This is a genomic window from bacterium (assembly GCA_024224155.1).
Classification (GTDB): Bacteria; Acidobacteriota; Thermoanaerobaculia; order Multivoradales; family JAHEKO01; genus CALZIK01.
On record JAAENP010000470.1, the window covers coordinates 1 to 22,058 of the forward strand.

A 22,058-nucleotide genomic window follows, 5' to 3' on the forward strand; every position below is an offset into this window, starting at 1 on the left:
AGTCCGAGGCCGCCCACCAGCTCCCGTCTTCGGCCGCGAGCGCCAGCCGGGCGGATTCCGGCGCGTTCGGCTCGAGGATCCAGATGTCGTTTGATTTTCCGTTTCGGCGAGTGCTCTGAAACGCGATTCTGTCGCCGTTTCTGCTCCAGGTGACGGCGCCGTTGCGGGAAGTACCATCGGTCAGACGTCGGCTGTCGCCGGTTTCCGGATCGAAGGCGAAGATCTGTGAGAATTCGCTTCCGCCTTCGTCCATCAGGAACGTCAGGTGGTCGCCATTGGGCTGCCGGGTCACGCCGGTCAGGGGCTCGTCGAAGTAAGTGAGCTGGCGGCGGTAGCCGCCGGGAGACTCGACTTCGTGGAGCTGCTGGACATTTCCGAAGCGGGTGGTGATGTAGATCGACGAACCGTCCTGCGCCCAGTCGGCCAATCTCGCACTGCGAACCTCGAGAAAGCGATCGATGCTCTGGGTCAGCTCGGCCGGGATCTCCGGGATTCCCTCGAGGATCACGTTGCCGTTGTTCGTTTCTCGGCGGTGGACCTCTTCGGGGAGCGCGGGTTGAGCGAGAGTCAAGAGCACGGGAAATGCAAGCAGGAATCTGGGATACGAGGTTTTCATTGCGATCTCCATTGAATGGTCGACCTTATTACCGGTTGAGCGTTCACGGTCTGTGTGACGACGGTATTGCAATGTTGAGGCACCGTCTACTCCGTCGTGCATCATTGAGGTCCGCGGTTGACACCGCCGGCGTGACATCCCATGATCCACCGATGGTGTTGGCCGGGAAGACGGCGCTGGTTACCGGAGCAGCTCGCCGGATCGGTAAGGCGATCGCACTGGAGTTGGCTTCGCAAGGCGCGTCCATAGTCGTCCACTACGGCGGCTCCGAGGCGGCCGCCGTGGAGACCGCTGGCGAGATCGAGGCGCTCGGGGTGGCTGCATGGCCGGTTCAAGCAGACCTGCGATCACCCTCTGCGATTCGGCGGTTATTCGAGCAAGTCGAGAGCTTGTCGCCAGGTCTTTCGGTGCTGGTCAATAGCGCGGCGAGCTTCGAGAGCGAAGCCTTCCTCGAGATCGAGACTGCCGAGTGGGACGAGGTGCAGGCGTTGAATCTGCGTGCGCCGTTTCTTTGCACTCAAGGGGCCGCGCCCCTGATTCGTGCGGCCGGCGGAGGTGCGGTCGTGAACATCGCTGATCTCAGTGGCCTCAAGCCTTGGAAGAGGTTTGCGCATCACGGCACCAGCAAAGCGGCTTTGGTGCATTTGACTCGAGCCGCAGCCTACGAACTGGCTCCCGAAGTGAGAGTGAATTGCGTGGTACCGGGAGCGATTCTGCCTCCGCCGGGAGTCTCCGAGTCCGATCCATCGTGGCAGCGGAGAGGCGATGGTGTGCCACTGCGCAGAACCGGCCTCAAGCGTGAAGTTGCTTCCTCGGTCGCGTTCCTGGCGTGCAACGAGTTTATTACCGGCGCCGTGCTTCCAGTCGACGGCGGCGAGCATCTGGTCGGGCCGCGGCCCGTTATCTAATCGAGTGAGAGCAGTATGACCGACCGAGCGAACGACAAGATCCTGATTCGAGACCTTCTGCTCCGCGGCATCATCGGCCTCAACGAATGGGAAAGAGAAAAGAAACAGGACATTCTGATCAACCTGACGATCTTCGCGGATCTCGGCCGCGCAGGGGCCACCGACGACGTCCAGCACACGCTCAACTATCGGTCGATTACCAAGGCGGTCATTCGGCTGGTGGAGTCGACGAGCTACTACCTGGTCGAGGCTCTCGGCGCCGAGATCGCGCGGGTTGCGATCGTGGACTTCGGTGCCCGCCGGGTCGTCGTGCGGGTCGAGAAGCCGGGTGCGCTTCGGTTCGCGAACTCCGTCGGTATCGAGATCGATCGATGCCGAGCCGACTTCGCCGATACCGCCGACTTCGAGTGAGGTGGGCGCGATGCCGGTTTCGGTGTTGGTCTCCTGCGGTTCGAATATCGAGCCACAGAAAAACCTGCGGGCGGCGCTCGAGCGCCTGGCGACGTTGTTCGAGCTGAGGGCGATCTCGCGAGTGTTCACCACACGGGCGGTGGGCGCGGTAGCGGTGCCGGACTTCTGCAACGCCGCCGTCGAGATTCTCACCGACCAGACCGCCGCCGAGCTCAAGTTCGGGACGATTCGCGAGATCGAGTGGCAACTCGGCCGACGTCGCTCGGATGATCGCAATGCGCCGCGATCGATCGATCTCGACCTGAGTCTCTTCGGCGACGAAGTAATCCAGAGCGAGCCGCTCGGCCTGACGGTGCCAGATCCCGAGATCCTCACCCGCGCGCACGTCGCTTTGCCCCTGGCGGACGTGGCCCCGGACCGGTGCCATCCGGTTTCCGGGGAGGCTCTGAGCGCGATCGCCGAGCGACTGCTGGCGGGTGCGGCTCCAGGGGAGATTCGGTTGGCGGGCGGTTTCGAGGCGTTGCGGGCTCTGGCCGGCCGCCAGGGGCAAGCTCGCCGACGAGGTGGCTAGTTGGCGGCGCGGGTCTGCTTCTGGTAGCGCTCGAGGTCGGCGCCTTGGGCCATGACCAGTGGCACCAGAGCCTGCTTCCAGGCTTCCTCGACGCGGTCCACGAAGACCAGCTCCACCTCCGCGAGGATGTCCGCCGGCACGGAGGACAGGTCCTTGCGGTTGCCTATCGGCAGAAGTACCTTCCTGATGCGGGAGCGGTGGGCAGCGAGCACTTTCTCCTTGACGCCGCCAACCGAGAGAATCTTGCCGCGCAGCGTGATCTCGCCGGTCATCGCCACATCGTGGCGAACCGGCCGACCGGAGAGCAGAGAGGCCAGGCAGGTCGCCGCCGCGACCCCGGCCGAAGGGCCGTCCTTGGGGATCGAACCGGCGGGGAAGTGGATGTGAAGGTCGCTGGTCCGGGGTAGCTCGTTCGGGATCTCGAGCTCGGACCCGTGAGAGCGAACATACGAGAAGGCGGTTTCGACCGACTCTCGCATCACGTCCCCCAGTTGCCCGGTTACCTTGATCTGCCCGGACCCTTCCATTCGGGTCGCCTCGATGAAGAGGATGGCGCCGCCGGCGCCGGTCCAGGCCAACCCCGTCGCCAGGCCGACCTCGGCGCGGCGCGCGGCGAACTCCTGTTCGAAGAGCGCCGTGCCGAGCAACTCTTCGACTTCCGGCCTGCGGATGCGCAGCACTTCCGGCAGAGCCTGGTTGTCGGTGGCTCGGCGGAAGGCGACCTTGCGGCAGACAGTGGCGAGACACCTCTCGAGGTTGCGCACGCCGGCTTCGGACGTGTAGCCACGGATGATGCGCACCAGGGCCGACGGCGTGAACTCGATCGATTTTGGCTCCAAGCCGTGGGCATCCAGCAGCCTGGGCATCATGAACTTCCGCGCGATCACCAGCTTCTCCGCCTCGGTGTAGCCTGCGATTCGGAGCACTTCGAGGCGATCGCGAAGCGGCTGAGGGATGTTGTCGAGTAGGTTGGCGGTGGCGATGAAGAGGGTCTCCGAGAGATCGAACGGCACTCCGATGTAGCGGTCGACAAACGTCTTGTTCTGCTCCGGGTCGAGAACCTCCAGCAACGCAGCCGCGGGGTCGCCCCGGAGGCCTTTGCCGAGCTTGTCGAGCTCGTCGAGAAGGATGACCGGATTGCAGGCTCCGACCTGGTCGTAGGCCGAGATCAGCTTGCCCGGCATCGCTCCCACGTAGGTCTTGCGGTGGCCGCGAATCTCGGTCTCATCGGAGACACCTCCGAGGCTGATCGGGACGAACTTGCGTCCCATAGCCTCGGCGATGGACCTTGCCAGGGAGGTCTTGCCGGTGCCCGGGGGTCCGGCGAGACACAGAATAGGTCCCGAGATGTGCCCTTTCAGCTTGATCACGGAAAGATACTCGAGCAGCCGCTCTTTGACCTCATCGACGCCGTGATGCCGGCGCGAGATCAGGCGCTCGACCTTCCTGAGATTCAGGCTGTCGCGGGTGCGCTCCCACCAGGGGAGGCCGAAGAGCGTGTCCAGGTAATTGTTCTGGACCGGATACTCGGCCGCCTGTTCGGACATCAGAGCCAGGCGTTCGCACTCGCGCTCGACGCTGCGTTTCGAATCTCCGTCGATCGGCAGGTCCTCGACCATGGCCGCGTACTGCTCGGCCTCGCGCTTGGGTCCGCTGGTCTCCCCAAGGGTTTCCTGGATGACCCTGAGCTGTTCACGCAGGAAGTGATCGCGCCGCTTCTCCTCGAGGCTCGCGCGGACCTTCTGGTCGATGTCTGCCTCGACTTCATTACGTGCGTGCTCGCGATCCAGAATTTCTCCGAGGAGGGCGAGCCGTTCGGTGGGAGCCACGGCGTTGATCAGCGCGCGTTTCTCGTCCAGCGGAATATTCAAGAATGAAGCGAGCAGATCGGCAAAGAAGCTCGGGCCCGAGTCCGCGTTCATGCGAAGAACGTCGACCGTCTCCGGGCTGTAGCGCTTGTCGACCTTCGTCAGGTTCTCGTAGGAGGACAATGTCGACTCGAGCAACGAGTCGAGCTCCGGGCTCGACTCGTCGACCTCGTGCTCGAGCGAGCGAATCCTACCGACCAGGAACGGCTCGGTGGCTTCGAGCCGCTCGAGCTCGACCCGAGCCAGTCCATGACACAAGATCTGGAGACGATCCTCTCCCAGACGCAGCTTCTGAACGACCTTGGCCGCCACGCCGACGGTTTGGAGGTCTGTGGATAACCGGGTGGCGGGTCCGTTGCCGGACAGGCAGAACAGGCCGATGAGATCCTTCTCTTCCTCGAGGCTCTCCGCCAGGCGCAGGCTGCGCTCATCGGCGATCTGCAGGGCTGCCACGCCGGATGGGAAGAGAACCGTGGTGACCAACGGGTAGATGGGCAGCTGGTCCGGGATGACCGGCGCCGCCTCGCCGTTGAAGTACTGGGATGGAGATTCGGGCATGGATCTGGGTCTCTTTGGCGGGATTGTGACACACGAGCTTGTTCGGGCTGTGGAATACGGAACATGCGGTAACGAAAGGAAAATCCTGTAGTACGCTCTCCCTGGTCAGGAGGGCGGAGACACTGAGAGACTCGGATTCCGGAGACAACAGATCGGGTGGCGACGCCTCCGGCGGCGGCCTCGTGGATCTGCCGCTCCGCCCTGGAGCGAGGGCTCCGCAAGAGCTGGAGTTCGATCCGCTGGGAACCGATGCGGCTACGGACGGGGGCCCCGCCCCCGCTTCTCCGGGAGGTCCCGGCCAGCGACAGGAGTACCATCGCCGTCCCAAGACGCGCCGCGGCCTGCTCTTCTTGACACTGGTCATCGTCGCGGCCTTGCTTGTATGGCTGTTCTTCCCCGGTCCACCACGGGCCGAGCTTTCCGTCGACAAGGTGGACTTCGGCACCGTGAGAGTGGGGCGAGAGACGGATGAGAGAGTGATTTCGATCAAGAACCTCGGCGAGCGCAAGTTCGCGGTCAAAGCCCTGGAGTTCGAGCCGGCGGTAGGTGAGGACTATCGGATCGTCGAGGAAGGTTGCGTGGGGCGAAAGCTCGCCACGCAAGCGAGTTGCGATGTTCGTCTCGTATTCCAACCTCAGGAGGCCGGTGACCGATCGAGTCGCCTACTCTTCGTGAGCAACGACCGCACCGGCCCGGCCGTGTCCCTCGCCGCGGTGGCCGTGGCCCCGGAGCTCGGCCTCGCTCCGTCCGCGTTGTCCTTCGGTGTCGTGGCGCTCGAGTCCGAGATCGAGTCCCGGGAGGTGACCCTTTCGAACGTCGGCACCGCGACGCTCGAGTTCCGGCGGATTCGGATCGAGGGCCCCGCCGCCGGAGACTTCTCCCGAAGCCGTCGTTGCCCGAGCTCGAAGCTGGAGCCCGGGGAGGCCTGTTCGTTCGAGATTCGATTCGAGCCTTCCGTGTCGGGACCGCGGCGGGCAAATCTGGTCGTCGATAGCGACGCTCTCGGCAGTCCCGATACTCTCGCGCTGGAGGGAGCCGGGCTTTGGGAAGGACCGCCGCTCGACCCTCGTTCCGCGATTCTGGACCTTGGCGAGCAACGAGTGGGCAAGCGCGGCGCTTCGAAGAGCCTGCTCTTTGCGAATCGGACCGGTGGTCCCGTGGCGGTGGACAGGACCACTGTCTCCCGGAGCACGACCTTTGAGGTTGTCGAAGACGGTTGCCAGGGCCGAGTGGTCGCTTCGGGCGAGAGCTGCTCGATTTCGGTCACGTTTCTGCCCGTTGAGGACGGGAACGAACGGGGCGTCTTGAGCCTGGGGGCGGCCGGTGCCAGCGAGGATGTCGAGGTCGAGTTGCGCGGACGCGGCGTGACGCCGCGCATGCAGGTCGAAGTGGGTGCAGTGGATTTCAAGGAGCAGCGCGTCGGATTCGAGAGCGCGCCGAGACGCGTGCGGTTCCTCAATAGCGGCACCGCGACCTTGTCGCCGCAGTCGGTGTCGGTGTCGGGCGCGGAGAGAGCCGACTTCCTGCTGCGCTCCAATGAGTGCGTCGGTAGGCCGCTGGCTCCAGGTGCCAGATGTGCGGTCGCCGTCGGTTTCAATCCCGCTCGTAGCGGTGTTCGCCGGGCCTCGCTGTCTCTCGATCCGGGGTTCGAGCTCGACACGATTCAGGTCGGGCTGACCGGTTCGGGTGTGGTCTCGGCCCTCGGGGTCGATCCGGAGCGACTCGATTTCGGTCAGGTCTATCTGGGGCGCATAGAAGACCGGGGTCTTACGCTCACCAACGAGGGCTCGGCACGGCTCGAGATTCGAGGACTTCGGTTCGAGGGCAGCGATGCGGCCGCTTTCGACCTGGGTCCGATGAGCTGTCCGCTGGACACGGGCTTGGCGCCCCGAGCGAGCTGCAAGGTCGAGATCGGCTTCGAGCCGGAGGCCGCAAAGCCGCACCGGGCGAGTTTGGTCCTCGAGCACAACGGTCCCGACAGCCCGGCGCGGGTCGAGCTGGTCGGGGAAGGCAGGACCCCGGCGCCGGCGTTCAGGATCTCGACCAACGACCTCGATCTCGGCTCGGCTCCGGTGGCAGGACGAGGGGAGATAGGAACCGTGGTGATCAGCAATCCGGGCGCGGCGTGGCTGCCGCTGACGAGCATCTCCCTGCGCGGAGACAACGCAGAGGATTTCCAGCTCGTCGCCGGTTCATGCGACGGGGTTGCAGCGCTGGCTCCGAGTGGGAGTTGCACGGTGGGAGTCCGCCTCGTGCCGGGGAGCGTGGGAACGCGACGAGCGACGATCCTCGTGCGCCATGGGGTCGGCTCGGGCACCGCCACGGTGACGCTTATCGGCCGTGGGCTGGCTCCGACCGAGTAGCGGGTTTCTGGATCAGGCGCTCCTCGAGCCAAGCGGTAAGTGCCTCTGCCGATTCAGGCGTCTGCCGGTAGGCAAGCCGGTGAATCGGAAGCCGGCGCGCCAGGTCCGAGTAGGTCAGAAAGAGCTGCCTTGCGAGGACGGAGCTCGTCGAGTCGAGGCACAGGGCGTGGGGAAGAAGCTCGGTCAGAGCGATCGCCGGTGACAGCCTGTCGAGAGTCGGTGAGGCCGCGGACCCATCATCGACCTCGAGAACGACCAGGGTGAGGAGGGATTGCGCGGGTCCGGCAGGCCCGGCAACCTGCGGGTCTGTCCGACCTTCTGGAAGTCGGATCGTCTCGGGCGTCTGGTTGTGGACTCTCAGCACCAACCTGTCATCCGCCCAGAGAGCGTGCTTCTCGGTTGCCCAAGTCCGGGCGACGGTGGACTTACCGGCTCCCGATCGGCCGCAGAATCCCACGACGCCCTCCGGTGTCGAGACAGCACTCGCGTGCAGTACCTGCCAACCCCGCGTTTGCAGCACAAGCGGAAGCACGAAGCGACAGAAGTCCTCTTGCACCCGCGTACTCTCCACATCGTGGTCGACAAAGGCCATGACTTGCCTCGAGTCGCCGGCGAAGCAGAACACGCCTGTGCCGGCGACCTGGAGGCGGTCTTGTGAGCTCCAAGCGAGGAGATGCCCCGCGTTGTCGATCCAGCGCTCGTTCGGGACTACGGGTGGCGGGATCTCGGTCCTGGTGATCGAAAGTTCCAGATCGAGGGCTCTGAAGGGAAGAGACGTCATGGGGTCTGTCGAGTTTCTATACTAAGTCAGATGGAAGAAAGCGGCTGATGGAAGGCGACTGGGTCGCTTGCCTGGACTGGGAGGCGGTCGTCGCCGGCTGGTCGTCCTCAGGTCTGCGGTTGAGACCGCGGGGTGGATTCCGGTCGGACGCGACCACGGCGACTCGAGGCGAGCTGAGGCTGATACTCGCCGGCGCGCTCGAGCTTGCCGGCGCCCGGAGGAGTCGGGCGGAGGAGTTGCTCGAGTCGTACCAGGGCCGCGGGGAATCTCTATTTGCCAGCCTGCGTGGCAGATTCGCAGCGTTGATCTGGGACGGGGCTGAGAGGCGATTGACGGCTCTGCGGGATCCTATGGGGATCTATCCTCTTTTCTACAGTCGAGCAGGCAACGAAACGCTTCTGTCTCCTTCGATCGAGATGCTGCTGGACCTCGCGGGAGTATCGAGGTCGGTCGACCGGGTTGCTTTGGCCGAGCACTTGTGGCACCGCTGGCCGGATAAACGACAGACCTACTTCGAGGCGGTGCGACGGATTCCGGCGGGTCACGCCTTGGAGGTCACCGAGGACACAGAGAAGCTGGTGCGTTACTGGGACCCGGCCTCGGCCGGCGACCCCGACCGAGTCGATTGGCTCGATCCCGAGGAACTCGCGCAGTTCCCCGTGCTTTTCGACCGTGCCATTCGGCGAAACGCCGCAGCCGAGCGAAGCGGCGTTTTCCTGAGTGGCGGGCTCGATTCCGTTGCCATAGCCAGTCGCCTTCGAGACTCGGGACCGAAGCAAAAGCGGCCCCTGGCTCTGTCGTTGGCGTTCGACCACGCCGAGTGTGACGAGTTGCCCATCCAGTCGGCCGTTGCAGCCACCCTCGACTTCGAACAGGAGATTCAAGTGGTCGCGGCTCGGCCGGGTAGGCGAGGGCCTCTGGAGCGGGCCGCGGATCTGGCCTCGACTTGGCCGGTGCCGTTGCTGAACGTGTGGAACGGAGAATTCTCGCGCCTTGCTCAGGCCGGCCGAGAGCGAGGTTGCGACGTTATCTTGACGGGTAGCGGAGGGGATGATTGGCTCGGTGTGTCGCCCTACTACGCGGCTGATCTCCTGCTCTCCGGACGGTTGGTCACCCTGGCTCGGCTGATCGGCGGGCTGCGGAGTTCGTATGGGTTGTCGATGGCAGAGGCTGCTCGAATCGGCATCTGGCGCTTCGGTGTCCGAGTCGTTCTCCGGCAGGCAGCCGACGGGGTGCTCGCGCGTCTCGTTCCCAGCGCCTCCCGGTGGGCGCGGCAACGACGACTGAGACGGGGCATGCCGCGATGGCTGGCTCCAGACCGTGGTTTCCGACGAGAGCTCTCCGAGCGCACCGGTTCGTTGTCCAGTCTTCGATTCGGGTCGAGTTTCTACGTACGGGAGATGCGCCGGGGACTCGACCACCCGCTAGTTGCCCTGGAGCTCGAGGAGTCGTTCGAACTGGGCCGCCGATTCGACGTCAAACTCGCGCATCCTTTCTTCGATCCAGACCTGGTGGAGTTTCTCTACCGAGTTCCACCGCGGCTGCTGATCGGTGATGGAGGCCCGGATCGAAAGCTGGTGCGCCGGATGCTCGAGCTGAGGTTCCCCGATCTCGGCTTCGATTCCCTGCGCAAGTCAGACGCCCGTGCGTTCTTTGGGCAGCTGGTGCGGGCCGAGGGTCGGCGGCTTTGGCAAGCGCTGGGCGGAGCCAGAGAGTTGGGCAGGCTTGGTATCCTTGACCCACGGGCAGTGGAGGAAGAAGTTGGCGCGATGTTGGATGGAGGACGCTCGAACACTCTGTTTCGCTTTTGGGACCTGGTCAATCTCGAGCGCTGGCTGCGCGGGCAGGATTCCTAGGCGTCCGTCGTGAAGGGATCTGAGCCGCGCAACCTCACCGGTTCACAGGCGGACAGCCGACGAAAACCGTGGAAGCCACCGACTCTGAAGCTCCACGGCAAGCTCGCCGACATCATACGCGGCGGCGGTGGCAAGCTCAGTCCGAGCGTTGACGGCGACGGCCGCAAACCCAACTTGATGCAATAGCTAGACGAGCGACGGGTCTGCCATAACCTCGACCAGAGCCGGCCCGGAGTGGGCAAGGGCGCGCTCGAGAGCTTCGTCGAGGTCCTCGGCGCCTTCCACTCGGACGCCCAGAGCGCCGCAGTTCTGAGCGAAGCGCGCGAAATTCGGGTTCCGGAGCTCGGTCTGCCAGACGTCGAAGCGGCCGGAGCGTTGCTCCTTGGAGATCTTCCCGAGCTCGGAGTTGTTCAGAAGCACATGGGTGATGTTCATGCCGTACTTGACCGCGGTGGTGAGCTCGGCGAGGTACTGACCGAAGCCGCCGTCACCCGAGACCGAGATCACCTTGCGGCCATGGAAAGGAGTCCCCTCTTCCTGGGTCGCCGCCCAGGCGCCGAGCGCCGCCGGGAATCCGAAGCCGATCGAGCCCAGGTAGCCTGACATCAACACCGCCTGTCGTTTGCACTCGAAATAGCGCCCGAAGGAATAGGTGTTGTTGCCGACGTCCACGCACAGAATCGAGTCGGCGGGTGCTTGACGGGTGAGCGCGGCGAAAACAGAGACCGACGCGATCCCTCCGTCCTGCTCCTCGCCCTCGCGTTTCTTCTTCTCGTCGCGCCAGATCTGCCAGCGCTCCGCGATCTCACCGCGGCGGTCCGAGGTCCAGGCCGCCTTCGGTAGTTGTTCGAGCAACAATCTGGATGTAACACCGATCTCGCCCCAGAGCGGCACTTTCACCGGATGGAACTTGGCCAGCATCATCGGGTCGTAGTCGACCTGGATGATCGGCCGCTTAGGTGTGATGCCGGTGTGGTTGGAAAAGCTGGCGCCGAACACGAGGAGCGAATCCGACTCGTTCATGAAATAGCTCGCAATCGGCGTACCGCTTCTGCCCAGGACGCCGCACCCCAGCGGGTGGCTGTCCGAGATCAGCCCTTTGCCCTTGAAGGTGGTGAGAATGGGCGCGTTCAGGTGGTCTCCCAACTCGAGGATGCCGTCCATCGAAAACCGCGCCCCGTGCCCGACGATGATGACCGGGCGCTCGGACGATTCAAGCAGAGCGACGGCGTCGTCGAGAGCCCCCTCGGGCGGGGCGATCGTCCGCTCGGCGAGCCGGCCTTCTTTGTTGCCGGCCTGGGCTTCGCCGATCGGGAGCACCTGGACCTCGTCCGGAAAGATCAGGTGGGAGACTCCGCGATTCAGGATCGCGCTCTTGCAGGCGAGGTTGATCAGCTCCGCGTGCTTGCTGGTGTGGAGCACCGGCTGGCTCCACTGGGCGACCTTGCCGAAGGCGGCGGAGAGATCGATCTCCTGGAACGCTCCGGGCCCCACCACTTGCGTGTCGACCTGCCCGGTGAGGGCAAGGACCGGCGCCCGGTCGACGTTGGCGTCCCAGAGTCCGGTCAGGAGATTGGTGGCGCCCGGGCCGGCAATGGCAAGGCAGGCAGCCGGTCGGCCGGTGAGCTTGCCGTAGGCCGATGCCGCGAACGAGGCCGCGCCTTCGTGCCGAATACCGTAGTAGGCGAGGTTACCGGCTTCAGCCTGGCGCCGCAGCGCGTCGGCCAGCCCGAGGTTCGAATGGCCGACCATGCCCCAGACGTGCTTGATGCCCCACGCAACCATGGTTTCGGCCATGACGTCGGAGACCGTGCGCACGTGGACCTCTTCTTCATCGAAGCCCACGTAGACGCCGTCGTCCCGGAGCTCGACCGGAAAGGTGCGCACGCCGTCATCGAAGCCCGGAGCCTTGCCGGTCAGAGGATCGTAGTCCCAGCCGTGCCACGGGCACCGCAGAAGTCCGTTCTCGATCGAGCCTTCGCCCAGCGGGCCGCCCTGGTGCGGACAGCGATTATCGAGGGCTCCGTACTCGCCCTTGAATCGGGTCAGGCAAACGGTTTGATGGCCGCAGGTCACCGGTGTGACCCGGCCCTCGGCCAGTTCGTCGGGCTCGAGAACCTTGCGCCAGACGGTCTTCGGCTCTTCGGATGAGCTGGTCATGGCCGGGAGAATACACGACGCGCCGCCGAGCCGGTTCGGGCCGGAGGTGCCTACTCGGTCACCTCCGCCAGCCGCGCCAGCACGCTCGGTAAGTCGGGCACGGTCTCGAGAACCTCCGCCCACGGATCGGATTTCATGCGCCGGAGCCGAGCCGGGACCGTTTTGATGGTGAACCGTGACGGGTCGAGTCTGGCGTTGACCTCGCTCCAGCGCAGTGGCGTCGAGACCGGCGCGCCCGGTCGTGGCCTGACGCTGTAAGGCGCCACGATCAGTTTGCCGTAGCCGTTCTGCAAGAAATCCAGGTAGACCTTGCTCTTGCGCTGAGAAGGCAGGCGAGCGATCGAGGTCTCTTCGGGCAGCCGCTGGGAGATCACCTTGCAGAGAACCTCCCCCAGCTGCTTGGACTGGTCGTAGGTGAGGTTGCTTCCGAGGGGGATGAGAACGTGCGCACCGGTCGCGCCGCTGGTTTTGGCGAACGAAGGCAGACCGATATCCTCGGCCAGATCGTGGATTGCACGGGCGGTCGTGACGACGGACGAAAACGGTGCGTCTTTGGCGTCGAGGTCCAGGACGCACCAGTCGGGCTGCTGCAGGGTCTCGAGCCGGCTGTGCCAGACGTGCAGAGGAATCGCGCCCAGGTTGATCAGGTAGCGCAATGCCCGCTCGTCGTTGGCCAGGTAGTAGCGCGCCTCCTCGCCGCTCGCCTCGTCGCCCCAGATCTCTCGAGTGACCACCCAGTCGGGAACAAAGTCCGGAGCCTTCTTCTGGAAGAAGGACTTGCCGTCAATGCCGTCCGGGTAGCGGTCGAGCACCACGGGACGGTCGCGTAAGAACGGCAACAGCCACGGCGTTACGGCCTGATAGTAGGCAGCGAGATCGCCCTTGGTGAAGCCCTCAGCAGGCCAGAACACTTTCTCCGGCCGGCTGACGACAACCGATGGTTGCTCGTCCAGGTCCTGAAGTGGCCCTTCGACCGCCTCCGATTCCCTCGGTTGGGGCGGCAGGTCGTCTCGGACGCACTCGATGGGCTTCTTGTCGTCGCGCAGCCGGACGAAGGCGGGGTGGCGCAGGTGGCCGACCTCGGTGTACTCGATGTACTTGATTTCCGCGACCAGCTCGGGCTCGACCCAGACGTGTTCTTTGGCCTTGGGTGGATCTCCCGTGAACGCTGGCGTATCCCGGACGACGCGGTCGAGCTGCGACCGCAGCTCGTTCAACAACTTGTCGTCGAAGCCGGTGCCGACACGCCCCGCGTAGGTCAGCTCGTTGCCCTGAAACTGCCCGAGATGAAGGGCGCCGAAGCCGGGGCGCGACGATTTCGGCCTGGTGAAGCCCACGATCACGAAATCGCCGGTGAGTTCCGCGCGCACCTTGAGCCACTTCGGCGACCGGCCGCCGCGATAGGGAGAGGACGCCTGTTTGGCGACGATACCCTCGAGACCCATCCGACGGATTTGCTCGTACATGCCCTCGCCGCGCTCGTCGATATGGTCGGCATAGCGGATTGGCCCCACCGGCGGCAGGACCTGTCTCAGGAGTCTCTTGCGCTCGATCAGCGGGAGGCCGCGCAGGTCGTAGCGTTCGAAGCCCAGGAGATCGAAGACGAAGTAGGTTGCCGGGTAGGGGACGGCGGCGCGCAGAATGTCGGCCGGGCGGGTCAGGAGCGCGCGCTTCTGAAGGAGTTGAAAGCTGGGCTTGCCGGCGTCGTCGAGCACGACCACCTCGCCGTCCAAGACCAGGTTGTAAGGCAGCTTGCCCAGAAACCGCACGACGTCGGGGAAGACCAGGGTGGCCTCGCGGCCGCTTCGATAGTGGAGGTGGACATCGGGTTTGGTTCCGACCCTGGCCATCCGGCGCTCGCCGACCACCCGATAGCCGTCGTATTTGAGCTCGAAGATCCAGCCGGTTCTCGAGAAGGGCTCGGAGCGAAGCTGCGCCAGCATGACCTTGACGCGATCGGAACGGAGCTCGCGGCGCTTGGCGCCCAGTTCCTCGAGACGGTCAGTCAGCCTGACGATTCGGGGGTTGCCGTCGCGAAGCTCCTCGACCGTGAGGCCGGAGACGATCGATTGCTCGCCCATGCCTTCGGCGCCGAGTCCGGTGGCGTAGGCGTCCGGCTTCTTCATCATCAGCCACTCTTTTTCGCTCTTCAGCCGAAACAGCGTGAAGAGTCCGCGCAGTTTGTAGCCGTGCAGTTCGAAGAGTAGCTTGCCGTCGCGCAGGCCCTGCTCGGGTTCGATCTCGTGAACTGCCCGACCTTGGTCCCAGAGAATGACCGCTCCGGCGCCGTAGTTGCCCTTGGGGATGATGCCCTCGAAGTCGCCATACTCCATCGGGTGGTCTTCGGTGGCGGCGGCAAAGCGCTTGTCATCTGGGTCGAGCGACGGTCCCTTCGGTACGGCCCACGAAACCAGCACACCGCCGATCTCGAGGCGGAAGTCGTAGTGCATGCTGGTCGCGGCGTGCTTCTGCACCACGAACAGACCGGGCCGGACGGCGCCTTCGGCCCCAAATGGCTCAGGGGTGGCTCCCGCCCGGCGTTTTTCTCGATACTTCGCGAGCTTCTCTTTGCGCTCGCCGACTCGATCCTTCGCCACGGCGGTATGGTAGCGCCCCCGAGCCCTCGAGAGTGCCTTCGGGCGCCCGCTCAGCCGTGGCAGCGTAAGATAGCGCCACGGGGACGATAGTGATACCGAAAGGTGAGCAGTGGAACGAGATCGCCGGCGTATCAGGCGGTGATCTGGCCATCACCTCATATGCGGTGCTGCTGGCGGCGATGGCGAGGACGAGCCGCAGCGGAGTCCTGCGGCTTGCGCGCAAGCCGGTCGCGAAGCAGATCATCATCGTCGACGGCCGCCCGGTCGAGTGCCGCTCCAATCTCGCGCACGAGACGTTCGGACGTTTCTTGCGCAGTGAGGACCAGCTCTCGGAGGAAGAACATCGCAGCGCGCTCTCGGACTCGTTGAGTCGGGGAGTTCCGCTGGGAGAGGTGCTGATCGAGCGTGGTCTCCTGTCTCCCCAGGAGATCTACAAGAACCTGCAGAAGAACCTGGCGCGCAAGCTTCTGGATGGCTTTACCTGGGAACGCGGCGAATTCGAGCTGGTCGACGATCGAGGTATCGCAGATCTCACCGTCAAGACCAATGCGCCGCAGCTGATTCTGACCGGAGTGCTGAAACTGACGCCCCAGGCCGAGATCAGCGCCGGTATCGTCAGACTCCGCGATGAGCCGTTGAGCCTCGACCCGCATCCGGTCTTCGAAGGCGCCCAGCTTCGCCTCACGGGCCATGCCGAGCGGGTCGTTCAGGCCCTGGAGTCGCAGCCGCTAGGTCTCGCGGAGCTGGCATCGACCGTCTCGCTGGCCAACGAGGAGGTGGATCGCATCGTCTATGCGCTGGCACTCCTGGGCCAAGTGTTGCCGGTCGGCGAGGTCGCCGCAAAGAAGCCCGGCCTGGAGCCGAGTGCTGCAAAGCCGGTGGCCGTTCAGCGGCAGGGGCGCTCGACCTCGCCTTCCGAAGCCGCAGCGACCGATTCCGTCCAAGACCAGGCTCTGCTTCTCAGGCAGACGAAGATCGTCGAGGCCTACCTGTCGTTTCGGCGCAAGGACGCGTTCGATTTCCTCGAGTTGGAGGAGGGCGCAGCCGTGCCCGAGATCGACCAGGCTTACTTGCGAGCTGCGCAGACCTACGCTCCCTGGTCGCTCGAGGAGATGGGAGTGACCGATTTCGCCGAGCAGGGAGAGCTCCTGTTCTTGAAGGCGGCGCAGGCCTATGCCGAGCTCAGGAGCAGTGAGAGTCGCGGTGCCCTCGTCCATCGCCGGAAGGTACTGCGCGACCAGGAGGCGGATCGCAAGAAGGCGAAGTTCGCGATCGAGACCGATCTGCTCGACTCGGAAGAACAGTTCAAGAAGGGCTTGGCCCTCGCCGAGCAGGGTGATCTCGCCAAGGCCCTCGAGCTGCTCGAGTTCGCCGTCGACTGTGATCCTCAAAGCGCTCTCTACCGCGCTGAGCTTGCCTACCGTAGGGACCAGTTCGAGTCTCATCGCTACCGCAAGCAATCGATACGTGATCTCAAGGAGGCGATTCGAATCGAGCCCCGATGCGGAGCGGCGCACTACTATCTGGGGCTCATTCTCGGCGATAAGAACGACATCGATGAGGCCGAGAAGGCCCTGCGCAAGTCGATCAAGCTGATGGCACCCGATCGCCGCCCGATCGAGGCCTTGCGGGAGCTCTCCGGTCGGAAGAAACGTTAGCGGTCACCGCCCTCGTCGGGCGACGATGCCTGCGGCCTCAGAGCCGCCGCCGGTTTCGCCGCAGAAAGCCGCCTAACCTCTGGCTGAGCGTCCACTGAGGCCTCCGTGGCGGGCAGCATCTCCCGGACGAATGAAAAAGGGTAGTGACCCACTCCACTGCGGCATCCCGATACCCGGTGATACCTAATAGGGAGGAGGAGATCTTGGCGGTGAGTCCATTGGCCCAAAGGCGCGGTTTCGAGCCACTCCCGGATGAGGAGTCCGGTCCCACGACGGTTGAGAAGATCGGTCGCTTCGAGCTCGTCGAAGAGATTGGCAAGGGCTCGATGGGGATTGTCTATCTAGCCCGAGATCCGATGATCGGCCGCTGGGTGGCCGTGAAGAAACTGACCGGCATCAAAGGCAAGGCTCTGGATCCCGACACCGTTCGCCGTCTGCTGATCAACGAAGCGCGTAATGTGGGCGCTCTCGAGCATCCCGGGATCGTGATGGTCTTCGACATCGTCGAGGATCGCAGTGGCGAGGTCGAGGCTCTGGCCATGGAGTTCGTCGGTGGGAAAAGCCTCCGCCAGCGCCTCGATGACCCCGAGCCGATGTCGCTCAAGTTCATCAGCGAGATTCTGACCGCGGTCGCCGAGGTCCTCGATTATGCGCACGAGAACGGCTGCATTCACCGCGACGTGAAGCCGGCGAATATCCTGCTCGGCAACGACGGGGTGATCAAGGTCGCCGACTTCGGCATTGCCGCGCTGCGCGGAGAAGACCTGGCCAGCGAGCTTCGAAACCTGGGTACGCCGAATTACCTTGCGCCCGAGCGGGTCATGGGCCAGCCGGGCGATCAGCGAACCGACATCTATTCACTCGGGGTCATTCTCTACGAGCTTCTCACCCGGCATCTGCCGTTCGAGGCGACCTCGATCGCGGAGCTGGTGCAGAAGATTGTGCAGGAAGAGCCGACGCCTCCGGAGCGGTTCGCGCCCGAGCTGATGCCGGGCTTCAAGGCGGTTTTGGCCCGCGCGCTCGCCAAGGAGCCCGGGGATCGATACGAGACCGCCGGTGCCATAGCCACCGAAGTGCGTGAGATCGTCGAGGCCCAGGCGGCCCTGAACGACACCGTGCCGGCGCCCTTCCCGCTGCGGCCGAAGAGCGCCGAGGCAGCCGTGCCCGAGGAGCTGGAGCGGCCGAAACCGGAAGCGAAGGCGGAATCCGGGCCCCCGTCCGAGCTGCTCTCGCCCCTGGAGCCGACCGTTGCGGCGCCGATCGAGGAGGTCCTGAGGTCGCATCTCGAAGCCGAGCTGGAAGAGGTCGAGTGGGAGAGCGCAGTGACCGCCGCGCCCCCTGCTCCTGAGCAAGAAGATCCCCGGGGGCAGATCCTGAGGGCGCTGCGGTTGACGCGTGCTCTGGGAGGGCGAGCCTGGCGGCTCCTTCGATCGCTGGTTCCTCCGGCCGTTTCCATAGCTCGTCGCGGCGGCGTCGCCGTTCGCGAGCGGCCTGCCTTCGCGGCCGTAGCTGCATTCGTCGTGGCCCTGCCCTTGCTGCTGATGGCATTCAGCGACGGCGGTGCGGCGGATCCGGTGGTCCGATCCACGGATGAACCCTCGGCGGCGATGCGTAGGCGAGTGGTAGGGCTCCTGGAGCAGAGCCGGGTGCTCCTTGCCGCCGGTGACGTTCAGGCGGCAGGGGACTATCTAGACCAGGCCGAAATGCTCTTTCCCGTGGATGCCGATCCCGGCGTGAGTGCTCTGATTGGGCGCGCCGCCGAGCTGGAGATGGAGCGGTTGGATCGTATCGATGAGGTCGCTCAGAACGCCCATCTCGAGATCGCTCGGGCCGACTTCAACCGTGCCCGGGCGTCGATCGATCAGCTCATAGAGCTCGAGGCACCGGAGGAGACTCTGGAGCCACTCGAGGCCTCCCTGCGGCAGGCTCGGGAAAGGGTTCGTCGGGCTCGCGCGGCTCCAGAGCCCGAGCCGCCACCGGTGATCGTGGTCCCGGTCCCAGCGCCCAAGCCGGTGCGAGTCGTGCGGGCGCCCCAGCCCGCTCCCAAGACCGGTCCGGGCACGCTTGAAATCGAGTTCGCGAGCGCCCGCCCGCGCGGTGTGCTGACCGTCTTTTCCGGAACGACGCAGATTCTCAACCGGCGCTATCGATTCGTAGAGAAGAAGAACTTCCTGGTGCGCAAGGGGGTCGGTGGCTCGTTCGAGGAGAGTATTGAGCTCCCCGAAGGCTCGCGCGACTTGAGGCTCTACCTGACTCAGCCCAAGCGACCCACGCAGCACCGGCCGATTACCGTTCAGATTCCCCCTGGCGAGTCGAGGATTCTCCGCCTGCGGGTCGAGGCCGACGGCAGGTTCGTCGTCGACTCCAGATAGCCGGAATAGAGCCTCCGCGGTCGGGCGGCGGCAAGTGCGGTGCCAAAGAAGAGGTAGGATGGCGCGCGTTCGCATGACGGATCGACTAACAGAGGCGAATCGCCAGGCCTCCCGAGAACTCGAGACCGCGGCTCAGAAGCTCCGGTGAGAAAGGAGGCAGTGATGGCGTTTATCGACTACGTCGACATTCCCGAGTCCGAGGGCGTTCCCGACGCCGACAACATTCTTCGCATTCATGGCCTCCACCCGCAGGCCATGAGACGTCACTACGATCTCTATCGCAGCCTGATGTACGGCGCCGGCCCGCTCAGCCGAATCCAGCGCGAGATGATTGCCGTGGTGGTTTCAGCAGAGAATGACTGCCACTACTGAGTGCACCATCACGGGGCGGGACTCCGTAGGTTGTTGGCGGCGAAGAAGCCTACGGCTCAAAAGGCGAGTGAGCTCGTGAGAACTCTGGTTGAGGACTACCGACGCGCAGGTCTCTCGGGCGCGGATCGATCCATGCTCGACTATGCGGCCAAACTGACGGCCTCGCCGAGCGAAGTGACGAAGGAGGACGTGGACGGCTTGCGAAGCGAAGGCTTCGACGATCGGGCGATCCACGACATTTGCGCGGTCGCAGCCTACTTTGCCTACGTGAATCGGATCGCCGACGGGTTGGGCGTCGAGCTCGAAGGTGATTCTCCGGATCGGCGCGCGGACGGGGAAGTAGACTCTCGATAGAGTGGTGCGCTAGACCCGACCGACAACCAACGACTCGATCGAAGGAGAGGCCATGTCCAGAGCTCAAGCTCGTCACATTCTCGTTTCCGATCAGCAGGCGGCTGAGAATCTCAAGAGCCAAATCGAAGCCGGCGCCGACTTTGGCGACGTCGCCAAGGAGCATTCGCAGTGCCCATCGAGCGCCCAGGGTGGAGCCCTGGGCGAGTTCGGACCGGGGCAGATGGTTCCCGAGTTCGATCAGGTGGTTTTCAGCGCCGAGGTCGGTAAGGTCCACGGCCCGGTCCAGACCCAGTTCGGGTACCATCTGATCGAGATCACGAGCCGAAACGACTAGCCGACAGTTACCGTGCCGGGTCTCTTTCATCCCAATTTCGAAGGGATCTGGAAGCCGGAGCGGCTGGCCGAAGGCTTCATTGAGCGGTTGGCGGAGCGGATCAGGACCGGGCTGTTGCCGCTCGCCAAGGCACGCCGCAACCGATACGAGCTGCTTACCGAAACGAACGACTCGGTCCGATTTCGCTCGACGACATTCCTGACGGGAATCAACATCGGCTGGAACGACGTCGAAGTGCGAATCGACCGACGATCCGGGTCGGCCACGTTCTCGGTGCGTTTCTGGTCATGGACTCGATACTGTGTGTTGCTGGGCCTCGCCCTGGGGTTAGTCTTCGCGGCTCTTGTCGTACTGCCGGTACTGCTCGAGGTGTACCTGTTTCCCGAGAGCTTCTATCCGTCCCACGAGGAAGTGCTCCTGATCGCGTTGCCGATGATGGCGTTCTGGTGCCTGCTCTGGCCCTGGCTCATGGTTGCGATGCACAAAAGGCAGGCTCGGAGAGCTTTCGTACGGCTGCTCGACGAAGTCAACGTGCCGACCTCGAACGGTGACTTGATCGAGCGCGATGACGGCTGAGCGCGGCTCCAGCTTCGGAGTGCAGGTCGCCTTCGTTCTTTGGATGATCGCATTCGGGCTGTCGCTCGTACTGGCGGCTGACGTCGAGCCGACGGGCAGCGGTTTCACCCGGGGTATGAACCGTGTCGGGACCTTCTTTCGATGGCAGTTCTTGGCTTTCGCCATGGCGATCGTCACCTGGATGCTTGCCAGAGGCAGGTCCGACCTGTCGAAGGCGGTTCGCCTGATGGCCCGAGTGCCGATTACGATTCAGTGCCTGCTGGGATTCGCGGGGGCGGTGGTCGTGATTCTGGCCCTGGTGTTCAAATAGTGAGGTACAGGTGAGATGAGACTCGAGGGACTCGATCACATGGCAATTTCGGTCGCCGATCCGGAGGCCTCGGCAGCTTGGTACGAGGAAGTGCTGGGTCTGGAGCGTCGCCACGAACACGTTTGGGGTGACTTTCCGATCTTCATGATGACCGGGGTCTCGGGACTGGCGATTTTTCCGCAGCGGCGGGCGTCACAAGAGCATGTGCGGTACCACGGAGTGTCCGAGTTTCGTCACGTCGCCTTCCGTGCCGATCGAGAGAACTTCGACCGGGCGCGCAGGGAACTGGCAGCAAGGGGTATCGCCACCGAGTTCGAGGATCATCAGATATCCCATTCCATCTATTTCGATGATCCGGACGGCTTCCACCTCGAGATCACGACCTACGATTTGCCCGAAAAGGGGGTATGAAATGCCTGCGGACGGCGCCAAGACCGAATTTCTGCGTCACACGATCGCGACCCTCGCGTATCGGGGCGGCAAGGCGGTTCGCGGGGCACCCGAAGGTTTCTCCGGCTTCCGGGTTGGTCCGAGCTCCCGGACGCCCGGTGAGATCCTCGCTCATATCGGCGATCTTTTGGATTGGGCTCTGTCCCAGGCCGAGGGCCACCAGGTATGGCGGGAGGCGGAGCTCCGCTCCTGGGACGACGAAGTCGCTCGCTTCTTCGCGGCACTGGAGAGGCTGGATCGGCGTCTGGCCAGTGGCGAGCCGAGCGGCTTTCCGGAGGAGAAGCTGTTTCAGGGGCCAATCGCGGACGCGCTGACGCACGTCGGCCAGATCGCCATGCTCCGCCGGTTGGCGGATTCGCCGGTTCGAGGCGAGAACTACTTCAAGGCCGGTATCGAATCGGGTCGAGTGGGCGCCGACCAGGTCGAGCCGCGCAGAGAGTTCGACTGATCGGCACTTGGTCGCCCGCGGTGAGCTAGCCGGCGCCGGATCCGGCCAGCGCCTCGGCCACGCGCTCGAGCCGCCGTCGCGCCTCGGCCGCCAGCGGTTCCAACTCCTCGGTCGCCGCCGCTTGCATCATCACGTTGGGATCGGCTATCGAGACGACACTGCCGTCACCGTCTTCGTACACGATGACATTGCAGGGCAGCAGCAGGCCGATCTCGAGCTCGGCGTTGAGGGCCTGGTTGGCCAGGTGTGGGTTGCAGGCGCCGAGAATCACGTAGCGGCGAAAATCCGCGTCCAGCTTCTTCTTGAGCGTGGCTTTGACGTCGATTTCGGTGAGCACGCCGAATCCCTGCTCCTGAAGGGCCTGGTGTTGCGCTGCAGTCGCTCTTGGCAACAAAAGGTCCTCCGTGAAATCGGGTGCCGCTGCGATTCCGACCAGGCCGTGGACCCGCTCCGGGCGCGCCACTGCCACCAGCAGCATGATCCAGCCGCCCCTGC

At 64.4% G+C, this 22,058-nt stretch carries 21 protein-coding genes; 15 read left to right on the plus strand and 6 right to left on the minus strand.

The window, feature by feature from the left end; translation table 11 throughout:
• Positions 1–616, minus strand: a 616-nt coding sequence (locus GY769_22740) for a S9 family peptidase (GenBank protein ID MCP4204735.1), incomplete at its 3' end; no start/stop codon positions are given.
• Between the two features lie 152 nt (positions 617–768).
• On the opposite strand from GY769_22740, the gene GY769_22745 reads away from it, so the two are divergent.
• The 3 genes from GY769_22745 to folK are packed head-to-tail and all read left to right on the plus strand — an operon-like array spanning position 769 to position 2,506.
• Positions 769–1,524, plus strand: coding sequence for an SDR family oxidoreductase (locus tag GY769_22745; protein MCP4204736.1), 756 nt, complete (start codon positions 769–771; stop codon positions 1,522–1,524).
• Positions 1,525–1,539: 15 nt separating this feature from the next.
• Positions 1,540–1,935, plus strand: coding sequence for a dihydroneopterin aldolase (locus GY769_22750; GenBank protein ID MCP4204737.1), 396 nt, complete (start codon positions 1,540–1,542; stop codon positions 1,933–1,935).
• 10 nt (positions 1,936–1,945) lie between these two features.
• Positions 1,946–2,506 (plus strand): 2-amino-4-hydroxy-6-hydroxymethyldihydropteridine diphosphokinase, encoded by a 561-nt coding sequence (folK, locus tag GY769_22755; protein MCP4204738.1) that lies wholly within the window; start codon positions 1,946–1,948, stop codon positions 2,504–2,506.
• On the opposite strand, the gene lon is transcribed toward folK, so the two are convergent.
• Positions 2,503–4,932, minus strand: coding sequence for an endopeptidase La (gene lon, locus GY769_22760; GenBank protein ID MCP4204739.1), 2,430 nt, complete (start codon positions 4,930–4,932; stop codon positions 2,503–2,505). The two genes, folK and lon, sit on opposite strands and share 4 nt — an antisense overlap.
• A gap of 182 nt (positions 4,933–5,114) precedes the next feature.
• On the opposite strand from lon, the gene GY769_22765 reads away from it, so the two are divergent.
• Positions 5,115–7,295 (plus strand): choice-of-anchor D domain-containing protein, encoded by a 2,181-nt coding sequence (locus tag GY769_22765; protein MCP4204740.1) that lies wholly within the window; start codon positions 5,115–5,117, stop codon positions 7,293–7,295.
• Here GY769_22765 and GY769_22770 read toward each other — a convergent pair.
• Positions 7,264–8,076, minus strand: coding sequence for a hypothetical protein (locus tag GY769_22770; protein MCP4204741.1), 813 nt, complete (start codon positions 8,074–8,076; stop codon positions 7,264–7,266). The genes GY769_22765 and GY769_22770 overlap by 32 nt on opposite strands.
• 47 nt (positions 8,077–8,123) lie before the next feature.
• Here GY769_22770 and GY769_22775 point away from each other — a divergent pair, with 47 nt between their 5' ends.
• Both GY769_22775 and GY769_22780 read left to right on the plus strand, forming a co-directional pair.
• The gene (locus GY769_22775; GenBank protein ID MCP4204742.1) at positions 8,124–9,932 is read left to right on the plus strand and encodes a hypothetical protein; all 1,809 of its coding nucleotides are present in this window, start codon (positions 8,124–8,126) and stop codon (positions 9,930–9,932) included.
• Between the two features lie 9 nt (positions 9,933–9,941).
• Positions 9,942–10,118: a hypothetical protein gene (locus GY769_22780; GenBank protein MCP4204743.1), complete on the plus strand. Its 177-nt coding sequence runs from the start codon at positions 9,942–9,944 to the stop codon at positions 10,116–10,118.
• On the opposite strand, the gene GY769_22785 is transcribed toward GY769_22780, so the two are convergent.
• Both GY769_22785 and ligD read right to left on the minus strand, forming a co-directional pair.
• Positions 10,119–12,092, minus strand: a complete 1,974-nt coding sequence (locus tag GY769_22785; protein ID MCP4204744.1) for a Rieske 2Fe-2S domain-containing protein — start codon at positions 12,090–12,092, stop codon at positions 10,119–10,121.
• A gap of 50 nt (positions 12,093–12,142) precedes the next feature.
• Positions 12,143–14,689 (minus strand): DNA ligase D, encoded by a 2,547-nt coding sequence (gene ligD, locus GY769_22790; protein ID MCP4204745.1) that lies wholly within the window; start codon positions 14,687–14,689, stop codon positions 12,143–12,145.
• An 89-nt stretch (positions 14,690–14,778) separates the two neighbouring features.
• On the opposite strand from ligD, the gene GY769_22795 reads away from it, so the two are divergent.
• The 9 genes from GY769_22795 to GY769_22835 all read left to right on the plus strand — a co-directional run bounded on the left by GY769_22795 (position 14,779) and on the right by GY769_22835 (position 21,563).
• Positions 14,779–16,347: a DUF4388 domain-containing protein gene (locus GY769_22795; GenBank protein ID MCP4204746.1), complete on the plus strand. Its 1,569-nt coding sequence runs from the start codon at positions 14,779–14,781 to the stop codon at positions 16,345–16,347.
• A 209-nt stretch (positions 16,348–16,556) separates the two neighbouring features.
• The gene (locus GY769_22800; protein ID MCP4204747.1) at positions 16,557–18,719 is read left to right on the plus strand and encodes a serine/threonine protein kinase; all 2,163 of its coding nucleotides are present in this window, start codon (positions 16,557–16,559) and stop codon (positions 18,717–18,719) included.
• Positions 18,720–18,863: 144 nt separating this feature from the next.
• On the plus strand, positions 18,864–19,091 hold the full coding sequence (locus GY769_22805; protein MCP4204748.1) for a peroxidase: 228 nt from the start codon (positions 18,864–18,866) through the stop codon (positions 19,089–19,091).
• A 75-nt stretch (positions 19,092–19,166) separates the two neighbouring features.
• Entirely contained in the window at positions 19,167–19,445 is a 279-nt protein-coding gene (locus GY769_22810) for a peroxidase (protein MCP4204749.1), read from the plus strand.
• A gap of 52 nt (positions 19,446–19,497) precedes the next feature.
• Positions 19,498–19,779 carry a peptidylprolyl isomerase gene (locus GY769_22815; GenBank protein MCP4204750.1) on the plus strand — a complete coding sequence of 94 codons (282 nt, stop codon included), beginning with the start codon at positions 19,498–19,500 and terminating at the stop codon, positions 19,777–19,779.
• 12 nt (positions 19,780–19,791) lie between these two features.
• Positions 19,792–20,355 (plus strand): hypothetical protein, encoded by a 564-nt coding sequence (locus GY769_22820; GenBank protein MCP4204751.1) that lies wholly within the window; start codon positions 19,792–19,794, stop codon positions 20,353–20,355.
• Positions 20,345–20,665, plus strand: coding sequence for a hypothetical protein (locus tag GY769_22825; protein MCP4204752.1), 321 nt, complete (start codon positions 20,345–20,347; stop codon positions 20,663–20,665). Before GY769_22820 ends, GY769_22825 begins: the two co-directional genes overlap by 11 nt.
• 15 nt (positions 20,666–20,680) lie before the next feature.
• Positions 20,681–21,076: a VOC family protein gene (locus GY769_22830; protein MCP4204753.1), complete on the plus strand. Its 396-nt coding sequence runs from the start codon at positions 20,681–20,683 to the stop codon at positions 21,074–21,076.
• Between the two features lies 1 nt (position 21,077).
• Positions 21,078–21,563 (plus strand): hypothetical protein, encoded by a 486-nt coding sequence (locus GY769_22835; GenBank protein MCP4204754.1) that lies wholly within the window; start codon positions 21,078–21,080, stop codon positions 21,561–21,563.
• Positions 21,564–21,588: 25 nt separating this feature from the next.
• On the opposite strand, the gene GY769_22840 is transcribed toward GY769_22835, so the two are convergent.
• Positions 21,589–22,041: a DUF302 domain-containing protein gene (locus GY769_22840; protein MCP4204755.1), complete on the minus strand. Its 453-nt coding sequence runs from the start codon at positions 22,039–22,041 to the stop codon at positions 21,589–21,591.
• Positions 22,042–22,058 lie beyond the last annotated feature (17 nt).

What these genes read in the sequence shown, in the direction of transcription:
- GY769_22770 (MCP4204741.1), bottom strand. Translation starts at nt 8,076, where the DNA reads ATGACGTCTCTTCCCTTCAGAGCCCTCGATCTGGAACTTTCGATCACC.
- GY769_22785 (MCP4204744.1), bottom strand. Translation starts at nt 12,092, where the DNA reads ATGACCAGCTCATCCGAAGAGCCGAAGACCGTCTGGCGCAAGGTTCTC.
- GY769_22745 (MCP4204736.1), top strand. Translation starts at nt 769, where the DNA reads ATGGTGTTGGCCGGGAAGACGGCGCTGGTTACCGGAGCAGCTCGCCGG.
- folK (MCP4204738.1), top strand. Translation starts at nt 1,946, where the DNA reads ATGCCGGTTTCGGTGTTGGTCTCCTGCGGTTCGAATATCGAGCCACAG.
- GY769_22775 (MCP4204742.1), top strand. Translation starts at nt 8,124, where the DNA reads ATGGAAGGCGACTGGGTCGCTTGCCTGGACTGGGAGGCGGTCGTCGCC.
- GY769_22830 (MCP4204753.1), top strand. Translation starts at nt 20,681, where the DNA reads ATGAGACTCGAGGGACTCGATCACATGGCAATTTCGGTCGCCGATCCG.
- GY769_22835 (MCP4204754.1), top strand. Translation starts at nt 21,078, where the DNA reads ATGCCTGCGGACGGCGCCAAGACCGAATTTCTGCGTCACACGATCGCG.
- GY769_22840 (MCP4204755.1), bottom strand. Translation starts at nt 22,041, where the DNA reads ATGCTGCTGGTGGCAGTGGCGCGCCCGGAGCGGGTCCACGGCCTGGTC.
- GY769_22750 (MCP4204737.1), top strand. Translation starts at nt 1,540, where the DNA reads ATGACCGACCGAGCGAACGACAAGATCCTGATTCGAGACCTTCTGCTC.
- lon (MCP4204739.1), bottom strand. Translation starts at nt 4,932, where the DNA reads ATGCCCGAATCTCCATCCCAGTACTTCAACGGCGAGGCGGCGCCGGTC.
- GY769_22815 (MCP4204750.1), top strand. Translation starts at nt 19,498, where the DNA reads ATGTCCAGAGCTCAAGCTCGTCACATTCTCGTTTCCGATCAGCAGGCG.
- GY769_22825 (MCP4204752.1), top strand. Translation starts at nt 20,345, where the DNA reads ATGACGGCTGAGCGCGGCTCCAGCTTCGGAGTGCAGGTCGCCTTCGTT.